Genomic DNA, 20,005 nt, shown 5'->3' with positions numbered 1-20,005 from the left:
TGCACTTCGATTAACCTCACCGACCGTGCCGTGTTTTGCGCTGCTGACAAAGCGTTTTGTTTGTCTGCTTCAGAGAAATGAGATTATGCTGCCTTGCGATGTTGCCGTCAACCTTTTCGTTGGCGCGTTTTGCTTTTAATTCCTTGCACGGTAGCTGTAACAAGTTGCGGCGTTCGGAACTCAAATACCTTTCCCTGTTTAAATCTTACTTTGCATGACAGCGAAATGTTTTGCTTCCAGCTCCGAGCAATTCCGATAAAAAAGTTTTTCGGCTAGGCGTGGCAATGCTTAGGACGCCCCCCCCCCCAGATGATTGATATCGATCGGCACGTCCAAATCAACGAGCGAGACTTCGATCCCGGGACTTCATGCACCGAGTTACGCGCTCGTGTCAGTGATGGAACGGCAAGGAAAAGCGCTGTTGTTTGAACTGCTTCTTGATCTGGGCAACGAGCGGTTGGAGGACGGGTTTGGCGTGTGCGATCGGTCAGACTTGTTTCGTGGATCCGCTTAAATGGTACTCACAGTTTCGCGCCTCGTCGGCGTGGAGACACCGATCCGTTCCAACGCCGTCCCGACCGGACCGCACTCGATATTCTTGGCTTTTAATATCTTACGGTTCGCGCGACCAGCAATGTGGTGTGTCAGACCGATCTATCTGATCTACTGCGCGAAAGCAGGGTAGACAGAACGAACATACTTCGACACGACTTTACTGCCATCACGCTACGCGAAACAATGATGGGCTTTATCGTCGATAGCATCGCACTGTGTTGTTGTTAGTCCTGCAATTTACTGATTCGTCACGACAATAATTTCGACCGACACTTTGGACTCAACGAGAAAAAGGCCAATTCCTCGTAAGCATCCTGACCATGAATGAATTTGGTTTCGCGCCCATAACGGGTGAAACCAGTCTTTGATGCAATTGCGCCAACTTGACTCACTTGCCAATTCCACGACAAGCACACCCTATTACGCGTCAGGGAGTAGCAGACGGCGCTCGGCTCTCTTGACCACAGATCCTGAACTGAAATCTTTCGGCGTGGCGGCGCAGGTAACCTAGCAACTGAGTTTGCAACCACATCGACCAGCACCGGTTTTGCCATACGAGCAATGGAGATGCCGTTCTGGGTCAATGATGTTAGTACGCCTAGCCTAGCCACATACACATGACAACTTCGTTTAATCCCTAATCTCAAACAGTGGCAATCCATGTCGAAACGTATTTTCCTGCTGAACTGTAATATCTTCGAGTAGACGTATCAGCGCGGACCAATCAACTCGCAGGTATCGACCACGCTCCAGTTATTAGTAGGTCAATGCGGCACCAATCGCTTTGCCCGTACTTGCAATCCGGTGCGACCAAGATAGAGCACCTTAGTCTGGATAGTATGACCATTGATGAAGACCATCACATTGCCTCGCCGCCGGAACTTCAGTCAACGACAGCCGGTCAGCTCACACTGGATACTAACGATCAAAAGCATGCTACCCGGTTCAGCGAACAGGAAGTCACAGCTCTCACCTCCAGGTAAAAACACCAGCAGCCAAGAATTCGCAGCACTAATTAATTTTCATGCTCGACCTTGATTGTGGGTCTGGCGAGTGGTAAAGCGCAAAAATCCGTCTTGGACCTGGTCGCTCGATGCAATTCTGTTATGCCCCCCCGCTCGATGACGCACGGTGCCACTGCGCCAGCCCTCTCCGCGTCACCAGTGTCATTTAATGATGCCCGAAAACGCTTACGCCAAAGATAAAACGACGCCATCACAATGGATCCTATGTCACAAAAGGCGTGAATAGTCAGACTTCCGACCGCGTACCGCGCCTCTGATGAAGCAATAATATGGATCAAACTAACTTGCCGCCCAGAATGTTGGAGTACTCATAAATTACAACTGCAATAAGGTCGATTACTTAACCCCTATTTTTGTTTTTCTCCGCAATACAACTTTTTGATTCGATGACGTTGCCGTCAGCTCCGATTGTGTCCAGGTGAACATTGAATCCCCAAAGTCGCGTGAGATGCTTCAAAACCTCATCAGATTGCTGATTTAACGGGCGTCCTTGAAACTGCATATGTCTTAGAGTTAGTGCACGGTCACCTTGAGTATCAACTGACCAAACTTGAATATTGGGTTCACGATCTCCGATGTTGTATTGGCTAGCTAATACCTGCCTGACATGTTGATATCCATTACTGTCATGTATAGCAGAAATAGTTAATTTTTTTTCATTCTCATCATCTAATATTGCGAAGAAATGAAAATCTCTTATTAATTTTGGTGATAAGTATTGAGCAATAAAACTTTCATCTTTAAAGTTTCTCATAGCAAAATCAAGTGTCTGATGCCAATCAGTATCAACGATATCCGGGAACCACAACCTGTCTTCGTCTGTCGGTTCCTCACAGATACGCCTTATATCTCGCATCATGGCAAATCCTAATGCATAAGGATTTATTCCTGTAAAGTTACGACTACCAACAGGAGGTTGATAAACCACATTGGTATGACTTTGCAAAAACTCAAGCATGAACCCGTTGCCTACGACGCCCTCGTCATAAAGTCTATTTAAAATAGTGTAATGCCAAAATGTTGCCCAGCCTTCGTTCATGACTTGAGTTTGACGTTGCGGGTGAAAATACTGAGAAATCTTTCGTGAAATACGAATTATTTCACGCTGCCATGATTCGAGTAATGGGGCGTATTTTTCAATAAAATATAATAAATTTTCTTGAGGCTCAGACGGGAATCTTGATGAACTCTGAGCTGGCTCTTCGTCATTTCGGCGCGGGAGCGTGCGCCATAGGTGATTGACCCGTGACTGCAGATATTCTTCTCTTTCCTCCTGACGAGCATGTTCTTTTTCCAATGACAGTTTTGCGGGGCGCTTATAACGGTCAACACCATAATTTTGTAAGGCATGACAGGAATCAAGAAGTAACTCAACGGCTTCTTCACCGTGAGCACGTTCGCATTCTGCAATATAGTTTTTTGCAAATACCATATAGTCAATAATAGCCTCTGCATCAGTCCATGTTTTAAAAAGATAATTTCCCTTAAAAAATGAATTATGACCATACGCCGCATGAGCAATAACAAGAGCTTGAATTGTGAGACTATTTTCTTCCATTAAGTAGGCAATACAAGGACTTGAATTAATTACTATTTCATACGCCAACCCCATTTGCCCGCGGCGATATCCTTTTTCGGTTGATAAAAAATGTTTTCCAAATGACCAATGATGATACGAAACAGGCATTCCAACAGATGCATAGGCATCCATCATTTGCTCTGCCGTAATGATCTCAAGTTGATTAGGATAGGTATCCAAACCAAAATCGGTCGCAACCCTTTTTATTTCCTCATGGATTTCCTCAATCAGTGGAAACGTCCATTCTGATTGCTCTGGTAATTTATAACCTTTCGAGCAGGCGTTGAGAATTTCTTTTTGCATTACTTCACCTGTTTTCTAAACAATTCCTTAAAAACTGGATAAATATCAGCACTAGTAGAAATTCGCTGCATAGCGAAGTGGTGGTATTTTGCGGCTACTTGTAAATATTCTTGCCATAGATTTTGAGGGACCCCATCAGTAATTTCTACATAGGCGTAATATTGCACTGTCGGCACTATTATCTCACTCATCAATTTTTGGCAAGTTACAGAATCACTATCCCAGTTATCACCGTCTGAGGCCTGTGCAACGTAACGATTCCAGTCTTCTTCCGGATAACGCTCCTTCATTATTTTGTTTAATAATTGAAGAGCGGAAGAAACAACAGTACCTCCCGATTCACGTGAATGAAAAAAATCATTTTCATCGACTTCTGCAGCAGTCGTATGGTGCCGAATAAACACCACATCTATGTGCTCGTACGCTCGCGTCAGAAATAGGTATAACAAAATAAAAAAACGCTTTGCTGTATCTTTTTTTTGCTGGTCCATGGATCCAGAAACATCCATGATGCAAAACATTACGGCTTGATTTTAAGGTTTTGGTTTTTTGATACGATTACTATATCGAAGATCAAATGGATCAATAAATGGAATAGCGACTAATCTTGTCCGTAATTGACGAATTTTATATTCGATTTCTATAACCTGAATTTTATCGCAAGGCACCTCATTAAGTGCCTGTTCCAATTTTCTCTCGGTTTCATGTAATAGTTTTCGTGATGCACCACCGACGGCAATACGACGGCACAAAGCACCACGTAGCGAGCGTAAAACATGAATATTTGACGGCGTTCCCGAGATATTGAATCCTGCCCTTGCCAGTTTGAACTCTTTAGCTGCTGTCAATTGTGTTTTTATTAGATTTGGCAATTCAAGATCATCAAAGAAATAATTAATAAATTCTTCTTTGGTTAATTCAAACATAAAATCGTCGTTATTTAACTGCTCGCTATTACTTCCACCCTTATCACCACCGTTTGCACCACCCTTTTCTGGCCGGTCTATAGAGTCGCCTTTCAGATATTCGCGATTACCTGGACTCACCGTTTCCCAGACACCTCCACGAGCATGCCCGAAATAAGGTTCGTTGATATCTTTGACAGGTATAGAAATTTGCTCGCCATGCTCGATATCTGTAATTGAGCGGCCTTTTATGGCTTGTGCTACAGCCTCTTTAATTTGGACCTTATAACGACGTAGAAATCGTTCGCGATTAACCGCAGATTTATTTTTCCCCTGTAACCGTCGATCGATAAGGTGAACCAATATAACCTCCTACTAATGAAATATAGCGATTTGCATTTGTGGCGCAATTCAGAAATTTCCATTGAAAGTGTTAGGATGATTTTCGAACTCGCAAATACCATTCACATAACAAGCGTACTTGCTTTGCTGTATAGCCTTTAGTTACCATTCGCGACACAAATTCTTGGTGCTTATTTGCATCATCAGTACTGCCTTTTGCATTAAAAGAAATAACAGGCAACAATTCCTCAGTATTGGAAAACATTTTCTTTTCGATTACTGTACGTAACTTTTCATAGCTTGTCCAAACAGGATTTTTGCCGCCATTCGGTGCTCTGGCACGAAGTACAAAATTTACAATTTCATTCCTGAAATCTTTAGGGTTTGAAATTCCAGCTGTCTTTTCAATTTTTTCCAGTTCTTGATTGAGTGAATTACGATCAAAACTTTCACCTGTGTCCGGGTCACGAAATTCCTGATCTTGAATCCAAAAATCAGCAAAAGTAACATATCGATCAAAAATATTCTGACCATATTCGGAATAGCTTTCAAGATAAGCCGTTTGTATTTCTTTACCGATAAACTCGATATACCTTTGAGCCAAATGTTCTTTAATGTAGGAAAAATATTTTTGCTCAACTTCCTTGGGGAATTGCTCTCTTTCAATTTGCTGTTCGATTACATATAACAAATGAACCGGATTAGCCGCAATTTCAGCATTGTCAAAATTAAAGACCTTAGATAGTATTTTAAAAGCAAATCGAGTCGATAATCCATTCATTCCCTCATCGACACCTGCATAATCACTATATTCGTGTAGCGATTTAGCTTTTGGATCTGTATCCTTCAGATTTTCCCCATCATAAACCAACATCTTACTAAATATACTAGAGTTCTCCGGTTCGGTTAATCGAGAAAGAATTGAGAACTGTGCCATCATTTTGAGTGTTCCTGGGGCACAAGGAGCTAGGGATAGCGACGAGTTTCTCAATAGCTTCTCGTATATCTTAGTCTCTTCACTTACTCTTAAGCAATATGGTACTTTTACAATATAGATACGGTCCAGAAAGGCTTCATTATTTTTATTATTTTTAAATGTTTTCCATTCAGACTCGTTTGAATGGGCAAGAACTATCCCGTCAAAGGGAATAGCACCAAATCCCTCGGTACCTTTGAAGTTGCCTTCTTGAGTTGCGGTAAGCAAAGGATGGAGCACCTTGATAGGAGCCTTGAACATTTCAACGAATTCCATTAGTCCTTGATTTGATAAACATAATCCACCAGAATAACTATATGCATCTGGATCATCTTGTGAATATTCCTCAAGCTTCCTAATGTCAACTTTCCCAACTAATGTCGATATATCCTGATTATTTTCATCGCCTGGTTCAGTTTTTGAAATAGCTATCTGTTTAAGTATTGATGGATAGCGCCGAATTACCCTAAACTTATTAATATCCCCGTTCATCTCTTCAAGACGCTTTACCGCCCATGGGCTGGGTATTGATCTTAGGTATCGACGTGGTATGCCGTATTCCTCTTCAAGAATCTCTCCATCCTCCTCTTCCTTAAATAATCCTAAAGGGCATTCATTGACAGGTGATCCTTTAATTGCATAAAAGGGAACCTTTTCCATTAGTGACTTAAGTTTTTCTGCAATTGATGATTTTCCACCGCCTACAGGACCTAGCAAGTAGAGAATTTGTTTTCTTTTCTCCAGGCCCTGTGCTGCGTGGCGAAAGTAAGAAACCACCTGTTCGATTACTTCCTCTGTCCCATAAAATTCACGGAAAGCTGGGTAAATTTTAATTATCTTATTAGCGAATATACGGGACAATCGCGGGTCGTTACGGGTGTCCAACAATTCAGGTTCACCAATCGCACTTAACATTCGTTCAGAGGCAGTTGCGTAAGTCAATCGATCAGTTTTACAAAGGTCAAGGTATTCTTGCAGTGAAAACTCGTCCTCTCGTGTCCGTTCATACCTTGCTGCGTAGTTGTCAAAGATTTTCATTAAGATATCCTTTGAGGTTGTGCCACTGATCTTGGTGGAGCAAATTTCGTAAATTTGCGGTTTGGTATGGCTAAATAATACGCGCACTTTTTGAATCTAGTGACGTTTCTCCCGTTGTTGCCTTCAAGATACCAATCCGTTGCTTATTGTTGACTATTTCGGCACTCTTATCGAATAGAGCGAATTAGTAATAGAGGCTGATCAACATAGATACCCATCATGCATGAATGGGTTAGCGGGTATACTCATGGGCTGACGTGGTTTCACGGATCGCTGAATAAAGTCAAATTTCAAGAATGAAAAATGCGCGATGAACTGTGCAACAATTTCACATTTAAAACGTGCTAATAGCCGACCAAGCTGCTAACGGAAGTAGTTGTCGAAAGGAGTGGTTTTGTCTATGACGACCGCTGGCGTCGATGGCAAGATACTGAGCCGATGCCACACGTTATCGAGCAGTCAGTATGTCTGCAACACACGAATGTTCCGCCCTTGATCGCGTGATGCTCAAATTTCTGTTTTTTTGATGTGTAACAGACAACAACAAGAGACGTAGCTTCGCCAGTAATCGGAGATGGTCGTGCTTGGTTAAAGTTTTAGATCTTACTTAGAGAGGCGGGCGTCGACACTTCTTTACATTCTCAGCGGCGATATCGGAAATCACAGCTATGACTCAACTGTTTAAATTACCCTTGTTTGACTAGTTTTCGAGAAGCGAAAGAATTTCGAATAACTCTGCACGGATTTCAAAATACAACGGATCTAGAGCGGGATATTCTTCTATCTTGCCGCTAGCGTCGTCTTCACGAATCACTCGTCGGTCCAGTTTGTTTCTAGCTCCGCTTATCGTGAAACCCTGTTCATAAAGAAGCTCTCTAATTCTGCGAATCAATAAAACTTCGTGATGCTGATAATAGCGACGGTTTCCCCGCCTTTTAACTGGCTTTAGCTGCGTAAATTCCTGCTCCCAATAGCGTAGGACGTGCGGCTTTACTCCGCAGAGTTCTGCCACTTCGCCAATGGTGAAATACCGTTTTGCTGGTATCTGTGGCAAAACTATGGGTTCAGGCTTGCTAGATCGCTCGTTCATTAATTAAGTTAGGCTTCATTTAATGGCGACGAAACATCTATATTTTCCACCATGCTTTTCAATTTTTGGCTTGGATGAAATGTCACAACCCTACGCGCCGTGATTGGAATTTCTTCACCAGTCTTTGGATTCCTCCCCGGCCGTTGAGGCTTGTCCCTGAGTTGAAAATTACCATAACCTGAAAGCTTTACTGATTCACCACGTTCAAGTGAGTTACGGATCTCGTCAAAAAAAGTTTCAACCATATCCTTCGCTTCCCTTTTATTCAAGCCGACTTGCTCGAACAGGAGCTCCGCAAGTTCGGCTTTGGTAAGCGTTGGCAAATCTTTTTCTGCCTGAGAACGGACCCGGGCGACCAGCATAGCGCGATCGAGATCAGCACTTAAGACAGATTGAAATTCGGTCGAAATAACATCGTTCATTGTTTAATTTCCGCCCGCCCTAAGTGCGCAGTTTCGCGCCATGTTTCTTCGTCACAGACGACATTAAAGCAGCCATTGCAGCATCAACTTTATCGTCTAGAAGTGTACTTTGAGTATCTTGCAAGGTGAATCTGAATGCAAGACTTTTCTCTCCCGCCGGCAATCCGGCACCGCGATATTCGTCAAATAAAACAATAGCTTGGACCGATTTACATAGCGGGTTCTCACGTACTTCTAGCTCGAAATCGTCTAGTAAAACCTGCATGTGAAGACTCTGGTCCACTACAACAGCCAAATCCCGAGTTACAGCAGGATATTTCGAGAGTTCTTGATATACCGGCAAAATTCGCTGCTGTAAAACCTGAGCATCCAATTCAAAAACTACTGGGGAATGCGCCAGCTCATATCGCTGCTGCAGACGCGGATGCAACTCGCCAATAAAACCAACTGCCTTACCATCCACGACAATCGTCGCCGATCTTCCTGGATGAAGTGCAGGATGTTGATTCGGTACGAAAGATGGCACTACCGGTGCCAGTAACGACTCCAGATCGGCTTTAATATCGAAGTAGTCAACAGAGCGCGTCTGTTTTCCCCATTGCTCGTCACATGCAGGTCCGTAAGCCAGTACTGCAAGTCGTTTCGATTGTGAATATCCGGCTACTGACAACGGACCGTCTTCAACAGATGTGTCACGCCGATAGGTAGCACCAAATTCAAAAACACGAATTCTGGTTACCTTGCGTTTGGTGTTGTAGCGAACATTTGCGACTAGGCTGCCAAGCAATGTTGACCGCATCACACCAAATTGACTAGCGATAGGATTGCGAAGTCGGATTGGCTCATTGTTTCCGGCAAAGTCGCGTTCCCATGCCTCTTCTACGAAACTAAAATTGACGACTTCCTGGTAATCCAAATCTGCAATTTGACGACGCAGCGTGAACAAAGATCTTTTCACTTCTGGATCAACGCGCATCGCGTTAGCCGCAACAGGCGGCAGCGCCGGGATATTTTCAAAACCAAAAACACGGGCGATTTCTTCGATCAAATCCTCTTCGATCTCGATATCGAATCTGAATGACGGGGGCGTAACATCAAAAATCCCTGCACTGTGAGAGTATGTCAACCCGAGGCGCGTAAAAATATCGCCCACTTGTAAATCTGTAAATGGCACACCAATGACTTTACTTGCACGCTCGGTCCGCAACCGAACAGGGTTGCGCTCGGGCAGATTCACAATCTGATCGTCGACCGGACCCACTTTCGTAGCGCCCGAAACACCACAAATTTCGATAATCAAGGCGGTGATCCGCTCGATGCTCTCAACCGTCGCCTCAAAGTCTACGCCGCGCTCGAACCTGTGGCCCGCGTCGGTCGAGAAATTGAAACGACGGGAGCGACCTTGTATCGCGTGTGGATACCAAAAAGCTGCTTCAAGATAAATATCCTGAGTCTCCAGCGACACGGACGTTGCGTCACCGCCCATTATTCCGGCAAGAGACTCGATTTCACGATCGTCAGCGATCACGCCAACCCAGTCGTCGACTGTGACGGTATTACCATTAAGTAGCTTGAGCGTTTCACCCGAACGCCCCCAGCGAACATCAAGGCCACCATGGATTTTAGACAGATCGAAGACATGAGTAGGTTGTCCTAACTCAAGCATTACATAGTTAGAGATATCCACCAACGCAGAAATAGACCGTTGTCCGCTGCGCTCAAGACGCCGCTTCATCCACTCAGGCGTCATCGCCCGAGCATTCAGCCCGCGAATGATTCGACCGGTAAAGCGACCACATAAATCAGGAGCACTCACTTTGACCGGCAATACTTCTGCCAGAGTTACATCAACCTTTTGGTAGGTTGGCTTTTTCAATACACATCCGGTCAGTGCAGAGACTTCTCTCGCGACACCCAACACGGAGAGACAGTCAGCCTTGTTGGGCGTTAACTTGATCGTGAACTTCAAATCATTTAGCTGAAAATAATCGCGGAAATTTTGACCTATAGGTGCGTCTTCAGGAACATCGATTAATCCACCGTGATCATCGGACAACTTGAGTTCCTTAGCAGAACACAGCATGCCTTGGGATTCAACACCACGTAACTGCCCAACCTTGATCTCAAACGGTTTTCCATCATCGCCGGGTGGAAGTAGTGCGCCAACTGTTGCACAAACGACTTTCATCCCAACTCGCACGTTCGGAGCGCCACAGACGATGTTGAGTAACGTACCAGTCCCTACGTCAACCTGACAAACATTGAGGCGATCGGCATTGGGATGTCGCGACATTTCCAGTACCTCACCAACTACGACATAGGTAAAAGGAGGCGCCACAGGCGAAACCTCTTCGACCTCAAGGCCGGACATCGTGAGCAAGTGCGACAGTTCATCCGACGTCATCGTCGGGCTTACCATTGAGCGAAGCCAGCTTTCTGAAAATTGCATTTGAACACCTTTTGACTACGGCAGTCGTGAATCGCGAGGGAAGATTACGATAAATCTTTCCCTGACAACGATCGCGAAAACGGATTGATCAGTTGAACTGTTTGAGGAAGCGCAAGTCGCCCTCATAAAACAGGCGGAGGTCACTAATTCCATAGCGCAGCATTGTCAGCCGCTCCAGGCCTGATCCGAAAGCGAAGCCGATATATTTTTCAGGATCAATGCCCATGTTGCGCACTACAGAGGGATGCACCTGTCCGGCTCCGGACACTTCCAGCCATCTGCCCTTCAGCGGCCCAGCTCCGAAGGCAATATCGATCTCTGCAGATGGTTCCGTGAACGGAAAATACGAAGGGCGAAAGCGCACTTGTAAATCATCTGTTTCAAAAAATGCACGGACAAAATTAAGATAGACACCTTTTAGATCAGCGAAACTGATGTTTTCGGCGATCCATAGTCCCTCTACCTGATGAAACATCGGGGAGTGAGTGGCGTCGCTGTCAACACGGTACGTTCGACCCGGTGCAATTACTTTGATTGGTGGCTTGTTCATACGTGCGTATCGCACTTGCATGGGGCTCGTGTGAGTACGTAGCAACAATGGTTTTCCTTCGCTATCGGCACCATCGATATAAAACGTATCTTGCATTGAGCGTGCGGGATGGTTTTCCGGGCTGTTAAGCGCAGTGAAATTAGTCCAATCGGTTTCTATTTCCGGACCATCTGCCACGTCGAATCCGATTGATGCAAAGATTTCTTCAACACGTTGCCAAGTCCGCATAACTGGGTGGATTCCGCCCATTCCGCGGCCGCGCCCCGGTAGCGTGACGTCTATCGATTCAGCATCAAGGCGAGATTGCATCTGGGCATCAGCCAAAGCTTCCCGTCGCGCGGTCAGTGCCGCTTCGATTTTTTCTTTAGCGCCATTAATAATAGCGCCATGGATTTTGCGCTCATCTGGAGAAAGCTTGCCAAGACCCTTCATTTGCTCAGTTATCTTGCCAGTCTTACCAAGATATTTTGCTTTTGTATTTTCCAAAGCGGCCGCGTCGGGCGCATCAGTAAAATCAATTTGGGCTTGCTGTACGATTTGTTCTAGGGGGTTCATGCGCGGTTTCCCGTTCAGGAAAAAATGGCCGAACTGCGGCCTGAAAACAAAACGGGGCGCAGGTATGAACCTTTGCCCCGCTTGGCGGGCCGTCATGCAACGGCCTGGACTTCGACTTTACTTAAGCGGCGAAATTGGCTTTCACCTGATTGACAATCGCAGCAAATGCTGGCTTGTCCATCACTGCCATGTCAGCCAGAACCTTGCGATCCAGTCCGATGGAGGCGCGCTTCAGGCCATTCATGAAGACGCTGTAGGTCATGCCGTGTTCCCGTGATGCCGCATTGATACGCGTAATCCACAGAGCGCGGAAGACACGCTTCTTGTTCCGGCGGTCACGATAGGCATATTGCCCTGCACGCATAACTGCCTGCTTGGCGATACGATAAACCTTGCTGCGACGACCGCGGTAGCCTTTGGCTTGGTCTAGTACTTTTTTATGACGGGCCCGTGCTGTGACCCCACGTTTTACTCTAGGCATAGTAACTCCTTAAATTTGAGTGTGAGGTTAAGCGTACGGAAGCATCGAACGGACCGAAACCATGTTTGTGGCATGGACTTCTTTGGCACCGCGCAGTTGACGCTTGGTCTTGGTCGTTTTTTTGGTCAGGATGTGGCGTTTAAAAGCCGAACCGCGCTTGACGGTACCACCTGGACGCACTCGAAAGCGTTTTTTTGCGGCGCTTTTCGTTTTCATTTTAGGCATAGCAACTCTGTCTTTGGGACAGCTCCGTTTTTAACATGATTGCAGGTGGCAACATTTCGTTGCACTTGGATGCCTGCTCTCACTTGTTATGCGAAGGAATCGAGTCCTCCGCTATTGCACAGGTTCTTACAATAAAAAGCCCGTGCGAATTTTACTTCTTTTTCTTTGGTGCCAGAACCATAATCATCTGGCGACCTTCCATCTTGGGCCACTGCTCGACCTGACCGTACGGCTCAAGATCGAGTTTCAGACGCTCTAACATTCGCACACCGATATCCTGGTGGGCCATCTCGCGACCACGAAAACGCAATGTGATCTTGGTCTTGTCGCCTTCGTCCAAAAACTTGATTAGATTGCGTAACTTAATGCCATAGTCGCCATCGTCAGTACCAGGACGAAACTTCACTTCCTTGACCAAAATGATCTTTTGCCGCAACTTGGCTTCGTGAGCTCTCTTTTGTTCCTGATACTTGAACTTGCCATAATCCATCAGGCGTGCGACCGGGGGTTGCGCTGTAGGCGCGATCTCAACGAGGTCCACGTTTGCTTCTTCCGCCATGCGGAAGGCCTCAGCGAGCGTAATGATGCCAAGTGCTTCGTTTTCTACGCCGCTCAAACGCAACTCAGGTGCAGTAATCTCGCCGTTGATGCGATGTGACTTGTCAGTAGCTATTGTAATTTCCTTTTAAAATCAATTTGATCGGCAGTACTGTTGCGCTATAGCGTTATCTTTTTCAGGTTCTCGCTTGTATCTCGGAAAGGAGCCTAGCAATCAATTCATCGATTTGCATCGCACCCAGATCAACGTTACCTCGCGCACGCACGGCCACTGTTGTTGCATCCCGCTCTTTATCACCGACTACGATGATGTATGGGATCTTCTGGACGGAATGCTCGCGTATTTTATAGGTTATTTTCTCGTTGCGCAAATCGGACTCCACCCTAAATCCTTGTTTCTTCAGGGCTTGGGTTACGTCACGGGCATAGTCAGCCTGCCCCTCAGAAATATTAAGCACAACAACTTGCACGGGAGCAAGCCACATCGGCAACGCTCCTGAATAATTTTCCAAAAGCATACCAATGAATCGTTCGAAAGAGCCCAAAATCGCACGGTGCAGCATGACAGGCACTTTGCGGGTATTGTCTTCCGCGACATACTCCGCACCAAGTCGGATTGGCATTGAAAAATCGACCTGCATTGTGCCGCATTGCCATGCACGTCCAATCGCATCTGTCAGCGTGTATTCGATCTTCGGACCGTAGAATGCGCCTTCGCCCGGCGAAATTTCAAAGTTGCAACCAGAGCGCTCAAGAGAAGCGATCAATGCATTTTCAGCTTTGTCCCATGCTTCTTCGGAACCAACACGTTTATCTGGTCGTGTCGCGACCTTGTAGGTGATCTCTGCAAAACCAAAATCGGCATAAACCTTATGCAACAACGCGGTATAAGCAACGCACTCCTCCAGGATCTGGTCTTCCGTGCAAAAAATGTGACCGTCATCCTGCGTAAATCCACGCACACGCATGATTCCATGCAGTGAACCCGAAGGCTCATTGCGATGGCATTGGCCGAACTCGCCATAACGCAGCGGCAGATCGCGGTAGGACCGCATGTCCGACCGAAATATTTGAACATGACCTGGGCAGTTCATCGGTTTGAGTGCGTAAGACCGATTCTCTGACTCGGTCGTGAACATGTTTTCCTTGTAGTTTTCCCAGTGCCCGGATTTTTCCCACAAGCTAATGTCCAGTATTTGCGGCGCTTTGACTTCCTGGTATCCGTTGTCTTGATAGACTCGACGCATATATTGCTCAACTTGCTGCCATACTGACCACCCCTTCGGATGCCAGAAAATCATTCCCGGGGCCTCCTCCTGAAAATGGAAAAGATCCAGCAATTTTCCCAACTTTCGGTGATCCCGCTTCTCCGCCTCTTCCAGCATGTGCAGATAAGCTTCCTGATCCTCTTTCCGTGCCCAAGCTGTCCCATAGATTCGCTGCAGCATCTCGTTCTTTGAATCGCCGCGCCAGTAAGCGCCTGCCAATTTCATCAGCTTGAACACTTTGAGCTTGCCGGTTGATGGCACATGCGGACCACGGCACAAGTCTGTAAATTTGCCCTCCGTGTAAAGCGACACTTCCTGATCGACTGGAATTGCTCCAATCAATTCGGCCTTGTAGGCCTCGCCAATGGACAGAAAATAGGCAACCGCATCATCACGTGTCATGACCTGACGAGTTACTTGCTCGTCGCGCTTCGCCAATTCGACCATTTTCTTTTCGATGACAACGAGATCTTCCGGAGTGAAGGGTCGCTTGTACGAAAAATCATAGTAAAAGCCATTGTCAATCACCGGCCCAATCGTGACTTGTGCGTCCGGAAATAGTTCTTTAACTGCATAGGCAAGCAAGTGGGCAGTGGAATGGCGAATCACGTCCACACCTTCTGCGTCCTTGTCAGTCAAAATCGCCAAATCGACGTCGTGATCAATCAAAAACGAGGTGTCAACGACCTTGCCGTTAATTCTGCCTGCAAGTGCTGCTTTCGCGAGACCGGCACCAATACTGGCGGCAACTTGCGCGACAGTAACAGCCTGATCAAACTCGCGTTGTGAACCATCCGGAAGACGAACTGAAACCATTTTTAGCTCCATGACACGGCAATTAGGCGAGTGTCAGATAAATTGAATTGAATGAATTGTAGGCGGTATGAATCGAAGAAAATCTGCACGTAAAAAAGCGCGATCTCGTCGCGCTTTTTCAGTAATTCATCGACGAAAAAGACCCGACTAGTATCGACTTCCTTTTAGGGCAGTAGTTCGTGGTGTCATGACCATTGTCCATTTCTTCGTCTGATAGAGCACTGATACGCAAACAGAAACGCCTAAACTTTGTCAGATTTTAGCATGTAATAAAGCCCGAATCAGAAAGCAGAAGGACCGCACATCCGCCGCGGCCCCGCGACTCATTTCGCCTGGCAAACATCCCTGACAAACAGATCATGGAAATTAGTTACTGCAACAAACAATCTGCAGGAATCGCTCAATGTAACCAGCAGACGTCAACAAAAAGCTGGTCACACACATCATGCTGCTTTTGCCCCAAGATAATGTCGCGCATAGCGACTATCGAGCTTGGCAAGCGGCAACAGCATGAACAAATCGGCGCTATGAAAGTCTGGATCCCATGCCGGTTCTCCGCAAACCCACGCCCCACTGCGCAGATATCCTTTCAACAGCGGAGGCGTTTGTGGCGTATCAATTGGCTCGCGGCCATCAATTGGAAACGGCAAATGAGGCGTCACTCGATACTCTAGTGGCGCAATATTGTTCTCCGTCAGGCCCCGATACAACGCTGCGGCATTGTGTCCGCCATCGGCGAGGCTGATGCTAGCGCATCCGATGAGGTATTCACATTGCTCTTTTTTCATGAATGCAGCTAATCCAGCCCACAGCAGCATGATCACACCGCCACTACGGTAATCCGGGTGAATGCAAGCCCGTCCCGCTTCAGCGATACGTGGACGAAGGTTGTCGAGTCGGCTCAGGTCAAATTCGTTTTCGGAATAGTACTGACCCATTTTACGTGCTGCCTGCGGGCTCATTACCCGGTAGGTACCAACCACTTTAAGCGAACGCGTATCTCGCACAATCAGATGATCACAGCAAAGATCGAATTCATCGCGGTCTAACCCGTCCCGGTTTTCAAGAGCCGACAGGCCCATGGTCTCTATGAAAACCTTGTAGCGCAGGCGCTGAACTTCTCGTACCTCTTCCTCGGTACTGGCGACACTCAGGCATAGGGTTGCAGAATCAGGCGTGCCGCTAGTTGTTGTCGTCGTAAGAATTCGCATTTTTTACCCTAGTCGTTTTCACGACCAAAGCCTAACTGCCCATTATTTCAGCAAAATGACAGCGAGATGTCAATTTCATGACGCGACAACAATCCAGCACTACTCCAACCGTTACTTTTCTTTCCTTGGACGACCTGGCTTCAGGGGAGACAGCGCAGCCACAGCACCTTTCAATGTGGCCAGATCAAGATCCCGAATCAAGACGACACCGATGCGCAAAAGCTCACTTTTCTTCACGTCGAAGCCAGCTTTCAGACAATTTTTTTTAACTTCGCCCAGTACGGCATATTCAATCTCTGGCATCGTAAAACTGTCTCGTATCAGCTTTGCCTTTTTAACTTTTTCCTTTACCTCTGCAATAACAACAGGCGCAGGTGAGCTCTTTGGAAAAGCAATCGCCGGACTTGCTGCTGCTTTCACAGGAAGTTTTGCAGTGGACTTGGCGGGCAACTTTGACCGCGCGGCAGGCGCAACAACGGCGGGCTTTGCACGACTAGTCCTCACCGCCGGGGGTTTAGCTGCAACGGCCGGTTTTACCGAAGTAGTAGCAGCCGGCTTGGCCTTGGCGGCAGCATGTGGCACCGGTTTTTTTACAGGTGTTTTTGATGGCGAGTCAGTAGTCATATTTTCCTCGTTTTTAATAATCGTATAAACAATATAAACTGTTTATTATTACGACGCAACAAAGAAGCTAGCCAATGTATCGAACAAGAAAGTCAACCCCGACTTCAAGCCAGCATTCACGCTCCTTGTCCATCCAGTAGGCCAGCGTTGGATGAAGAACAATCAGGTCATGCCGAATTTCGATGTCGATCTTCCCCTTCATGCGGGGACGAAGCTGCACCAAATCCATATCAATGCGTGCATGCATCAACAAGACTGCGAGTCGCATCGCCAGCACGGCCTTGGCGAAATCGGGATCAGACAGCGCATCATTGAGTTTCCGCAAATTGCCCTTTTGTCCGAGTATCAGCGCACTCATCGTGCGTTGCTCGCGAGTCGTGAACCCTGGCAAATCACCATGTTCAATCATGTACGCTGCATGTTTGTGATAACCACTCTGGGAAATTGCAATCCCAACTTCGTGCAAGAGCGCACTCCAGCGCAACAATTTCACGCACGTGTCCGACGCTGGCTTAAGCTGACCGTAGATCGCACTGGCAGAAGCAGCAACCTGGCTGGCACGTCTTTCATCCGCCCGGAAGCGCTGCAAGAAGTTGCGCACTGATTGCTCACGTCTGTCGCGCTTGGTCGCGCGCAACTGCAGTTCCCACAACACACCCATCCGCAAACCCGCTTCGATCGGTGCCAGCACGCTGATACCCAGCTCCTGCATCAATCCGATCAGGATGGCTAGCCCGCCGACCATCACCGCAGCCCGCTCCGGCTTCATGCCTGCCAAATCGATTTTATTAATCTGGCCAGCATCGATAAAACGGTGCATGAGTGCATCCAGCCCGGCCACCGACAACCGGCCGTCACCCAAGCCGTTACGTGCGATGACCTCGGCAATCACGCGTATCGTGCCTGAGGAACCATAGGCAACATTCCAGAAGCGCGGATGGTAAGGAGGCGCAGCATCCTCGAACACAGACCGGGCGGAAAGAATGGCCTTTTCGTAAGCAGCGGCGGTAATATTTCCGTCAGGAAAAAATGTCGCGCTTTGTTTCACGGTCCCGATGCCAAATGACTCGACACGTTCGATCTCGGGACCAAATCCCAGCACCAGTTCGGTCGACCCCCCCCCGATGTCAATGACCAGGCGGCGTTCATGCTCGATGTCCAGCGTGCTGGCGACACCCAGATAAATAAGCCGCCCTTCTTCTTCGCCAGAAATGATCTCGATCGGATGTCGAATTGCTTTTTCAGCCAACGGCAAAAATTGCGCCGCATTGTTAGCAATACGCATCGTATTGGTCGCCACCACCCGTACGGCAGTGAGTGGATAGGCACTTAATACATCGGCAAAACGCGCCAGGCAAGCAATCGCTGACTGCATTGCCGCTTCGGTAAGATTACCTTTACTGTCGAGCCCCGCTCCTAATCGAATCGGCTCCCGGGCTGTCTTGACAATACGAATAGCACCTTCTTCATAACGCCCGATGTGCAGACGAAAACTGTTCGATCCCAAATCCACTGCAGCGAACATGCCGTCTCTCTTTTCTGTAATTGGAACACCGTTGACCAGCGGGGAGTGTACGTTATCGCGAATTGATATAAACGATATTGCCAATTAAATTTCATCCAGCGAAGCGTTGATGAAAGATATGACAGCGATGTGACCACTCAATGACCACGTACCTGTCAAGTACAATTCAAGTAAGACACGATAGAACGTGGCCACGATCAGGCCGTTAATCCCACTTACGATAGCCTTCAATGACAAGCAAAAAAACCATTCTGGTCACCGGTGCAGCAGGCTTCATCGGCTCACATACCTGCGTTGAACTGCTCACTTCCGGCTATGACGTCATCGCACTCGACAACCTGTGCAATAGCTCGTCATTGTCGCTCGAGCGGGTCCACCGGATCGCCGGACATCCTGTATTTTTCCACGAAGGGGATGTGCGGGACCGCTCCGTACTACGTACTATTTTTAGCCACAACAAAATCGATGCAGTAATTCACTTTGCCGGATTAAAGGCAGTCGGTGAATCCGTAGCAAAACCGTTGATGTACTACGATAACAACGTAGGCGGAACCGTCGTCCTGCTCGAAGAAATGCAGCGCGCAGGTGTGCACTGCGTCGTTTTCAGCTCTTCAGCGACGGTCTATGGCGATCCGGAAAGCGTACCGATTCGCGAGGATGCGACTCTGTCGGCGACCAATCCGTACGGCAGATCAAAGCTGATGGTCGAACAGTTATTGGGGGATCTGGCGAAATCTGATCCGACGTGGGCCATCGGCGTATTACGCTATTTCAACCCGGTCGGAGCCCATGCGAGCGGATTAATCGGTGAGGATCCGCGCGGCGTACCGAACAATCTGATGCCCTATGTGGCTCAGGTCGCGGTCGGTCGATTGAAACAATTATCCGTTTACGGAAACGATTATCCGACGGTCGACGGCACCGGCGTGCGCGATTACATCCATGTGGTCGATCTCGCAATCGGCCATGTCGCAGCATTACGAGAATTATTTGAGAGTAATAAAGGCTTCACGGTCAATCTCGGCACTGGCGACGGTTATAGCGTACTTGAGGTCGTGAGTGCATTTGAACTCGCCAGCGCGAGGAAGGTGCCGTATCAAATCACCGCACGACGTCCAGGCGATATTGCCAAATGTTTCTCTGACGCCAGCAAAGCGCAGGCTCTGCTTGGCTGGAAAGCTGAACGCGGAATTGCCGAGATGTGCGCGGATCACTGGCGCTGGCAGAGCAACAACCCACAAGGATTTGTTGCTTGAGGTAATTATCCGGCACGCCGAGGATAGCCCTCGGCGCTAAGTCGCTGCCAGACACGCTCCTTGTCGGAGTCACTGAAAAAAACCCACTGAGCAACCTCTGCGACGGTGCGGCCACAACCACGGCACACATCATCGAATGTAGTCGAGCAAACAGCTACGCAAGGTGTATCGGGACGGACAGGCAATTGGGACATAGGAACACGCCATTGTGAAAAGTTACCTGATTATCCACCTGCGGAACAATCATGGCTT

At 47.4% G+C, this 20,005-nt stretch carries 15 protein-coding genes and 1 pseudogene; 1 reads left to right on the top strand and 15 read right to left on the bottom strand.

The genetic code is table 11. The features are described from left to right. Positions 1 to 1,920 precede the first annotated feature (1,920 nt). From QN370_RS18270 to QN370_RS18205, 14 genes and pseudogenes are all read right to left on the bottom strand, one after another. Positions 1,921 to 3,462 carry a SpoVR family protein gene (locus tag QN370_RS18270; protein WP_322128396.1) on the bottom strand — a complete coding sequence of 514 codons (1,542 nt, stop codon included), beginning with the start codon at positions 3,460 to 3,462 and terminating at the stop codon, positions 1,921 to 1,923. Further along, a pseudogene (locus QN370_RS18265) lies at positions 3,462 to 4,730 on the bottom strand (YeaH/YhbH family protein). The gene QN370_RS18270 and the pseudogene QN370_RS18265 overlap by 1 nt, the downstream one beginning before the upstream one ends. A 70-nt stretch (positions 4,731 to 4,800) precedes the next feature. Further along, positions 4,801 to 6,723 carry a PrkA family serine protein kinase gene (locus QN370_RS18260; protein ID WP_323581764.1) on the bottom strand — a complete coding sequence of 641 codons (1,923 nt, stop codon included), beginning with the start codon at positions 6,721 to 6,723 and terminating at the stop codon, positions 4,801 to 4,803. Positions 6,724 to 7,423: 700 nt separating this feature from the next. Then, the gene (locus tag QN370_RS18255; protein WP_322128398.1) at positions 7,424 to 7,813 is read right to left on the bottom strand and encodes a MerR family transcriptional regulator; all 390 of its coding nucleotides are present in this window, start codon (positions 7,811 to 7,813) and stop codon (positions 7,424 to 7,426) included. An 8-nt stretch (positions 7,814 to 7,821) separates the two neighbouring features. Next, positions 7,822 to 8,235, bottom strand: a complete 414-nt coding sequence (locus QN370_RS18250) for an integration host factor subunit alpha (protein WP_322128399.1) — start codon at positions 8,233 to 8,235, stop codon at positions 7,822 to 7,824. Between the two features lie 19 nt (positions 8,236 to 8,254). Then, complete coding sequence (gene pheT / locus QN370_RS18245; protein WP_322128400.1) at positions 8,255 to 10,684, bottom strand: phenylalanine--tRNA ligase subunit beta; 2,430 nt, start codon at positions 10,682 to 10,684, stop codon at positions 8,255 to 8,257. 88 nt (positions 10,685 to 10,772) lie between these two features. Continuing rightward, positions 10,773 to 11,789: a phenylalanine--tRNA ligase subunit alpha gene (gene pheS / locus QN370_RS18240; RefSeq protein ID WP_322128401.1), complete on the bottom strand. Its 1,017-nt coding sequence runs from the start codon at positions 11,787 to 11,789 to the stop codon at positions 10,773 to 10,775. 121 nt (positions 11,790 to 11,910) lie between these two features. Beyond that, entirely contained in the window at positions 11,911 to 12,270 is a 360-nt protein-coding gene (gene rplT / locus QN370_RS18235) for a 50S ribosomal protein L20 (protein WP_322124708.1), read from the bottom strand. Positions 12,271 to 12,297: 27 nt separating this feature from the next. After that, positions 12,298 to 12,495, bottom strand: a complete 198-nt coding sequence (gene rpmI / locus QN370_RS18230) for a 50S ribosomal protein L35 (RefSeq protein ID WP_040723346.1) — start codon at positions 12,493 to 12,495, stop codon at positions 12,298 to 12,300. Positions 12,496 to 12,646: 151 nt separating this feature from the next. After that, the gene (gene infC, locus QN370_RS18225) at positions 12,647 to 13,168 is read right to left on the bottom strand and encodes a translation initiation factor IF-3 (RefSeq protein WP_322129182.1); all 522 of its coding nucleotides are present in this window, start codon (positions 13,166 to 13,168) and stop codon (positions 12,647 to 12,649) included. Between the two features lie 61 nt (positions 13,169 to 13,229). Then, positions 13,230 to 15,137 carry a threonine--tRNA ligase gene (gene thrS, locus QN370_RS18220; RefSeq protein WP_322128402.1) on the bottom strand — a complete coding sequence of 636 codons (1,908 nt, stop codon included), beginning with the start codon at positions 15,135 to 15,137 and terminating at the stop codon, positions 13,230 to 13,232. Positions 15,138 to 15,580: 443 nt separating this feature from the next. Next, entirely contained in the window at positions 15,581 to 16,348 is a 768-nt protein-coding gene (locus QN370_RS18215) for a GNAT family N-acetyltransferase (RefSeq protein ID WP_322128403.1), read from the bottom strand. Positions 16,349 to 16,459: 111 nt separating this feature from the next. Continuing rightward, positions 16,460 to 16,972, bottom strand: a complete 513-nt coding sequence (locus QN370_RS18210; RefSeq protein WP_322128404.1) for a hypothetical protein — start codon at positions 16,970 to 16,972, stop codon at positions 16,460 to 16,462. 67 nt (positions 16,973 to 17,039) lie between these two features. Continuing rightward, positions 17,040 to 18,497, bottom strand: a complete 1,458-nt coding sequence (locus QN370_RS18205; protein WP_323581763.1) for a Ppx/GppA phosphatase family protein — start codon at positions 18,495 to 18,497, stop codon at positions 17,040 to 17,042. 230 nt (positions 18,498 to 18,727) lie between these two features. Between QN370_RS18205 and galE the strand changes: the two genes are divergently transcribed. After that, complete coding sequence (galE, locus tag QN370_RS18200) at positions 18,728 to 19,753, top strand: UDP-glucose 4-epimerase GalE (RefSeq protein ID WP_322128405.1); 1,026 nt, start codon at positions 18,728 to 18,730, stop codon at positions 19,751 to 19,753. Positions 19,754 to 19,758: 5 nt separating this feature from the next. On the opposite strand, the gene QN370_RS18195 is transcribed toward galE, so the two are convergent. After that, the gene (locus QN370_RS18195) at positions 19,759 to 19,947 is read right to left on the bottom strand and encodes a DUF1289 domain-containing protein (protein WP_322128406.1); all 189 of its coding nucleotides are present in this window, start codon (positions 19,945 to 19,947) and stop codon (positions 19,759 to 19,761) included. Positions 19,948 to 20,005: the final 58 nt, after the last annotated feature.

It is taken from the genome of Actimicrobium sp. CCI2.3 (assembly GCF_035019065.1).
GTDB lineage: Bacteria > Pseudomonadota > Gammaproteobacteria > Burkholderiales > Burkholderiaceae_D > Actimicrobium.
The sequence above is the reverse complement of the archived record's forward strand: the minus strand, read 5'-3'. Positions and strand labels throughout refer to the sequence as shown.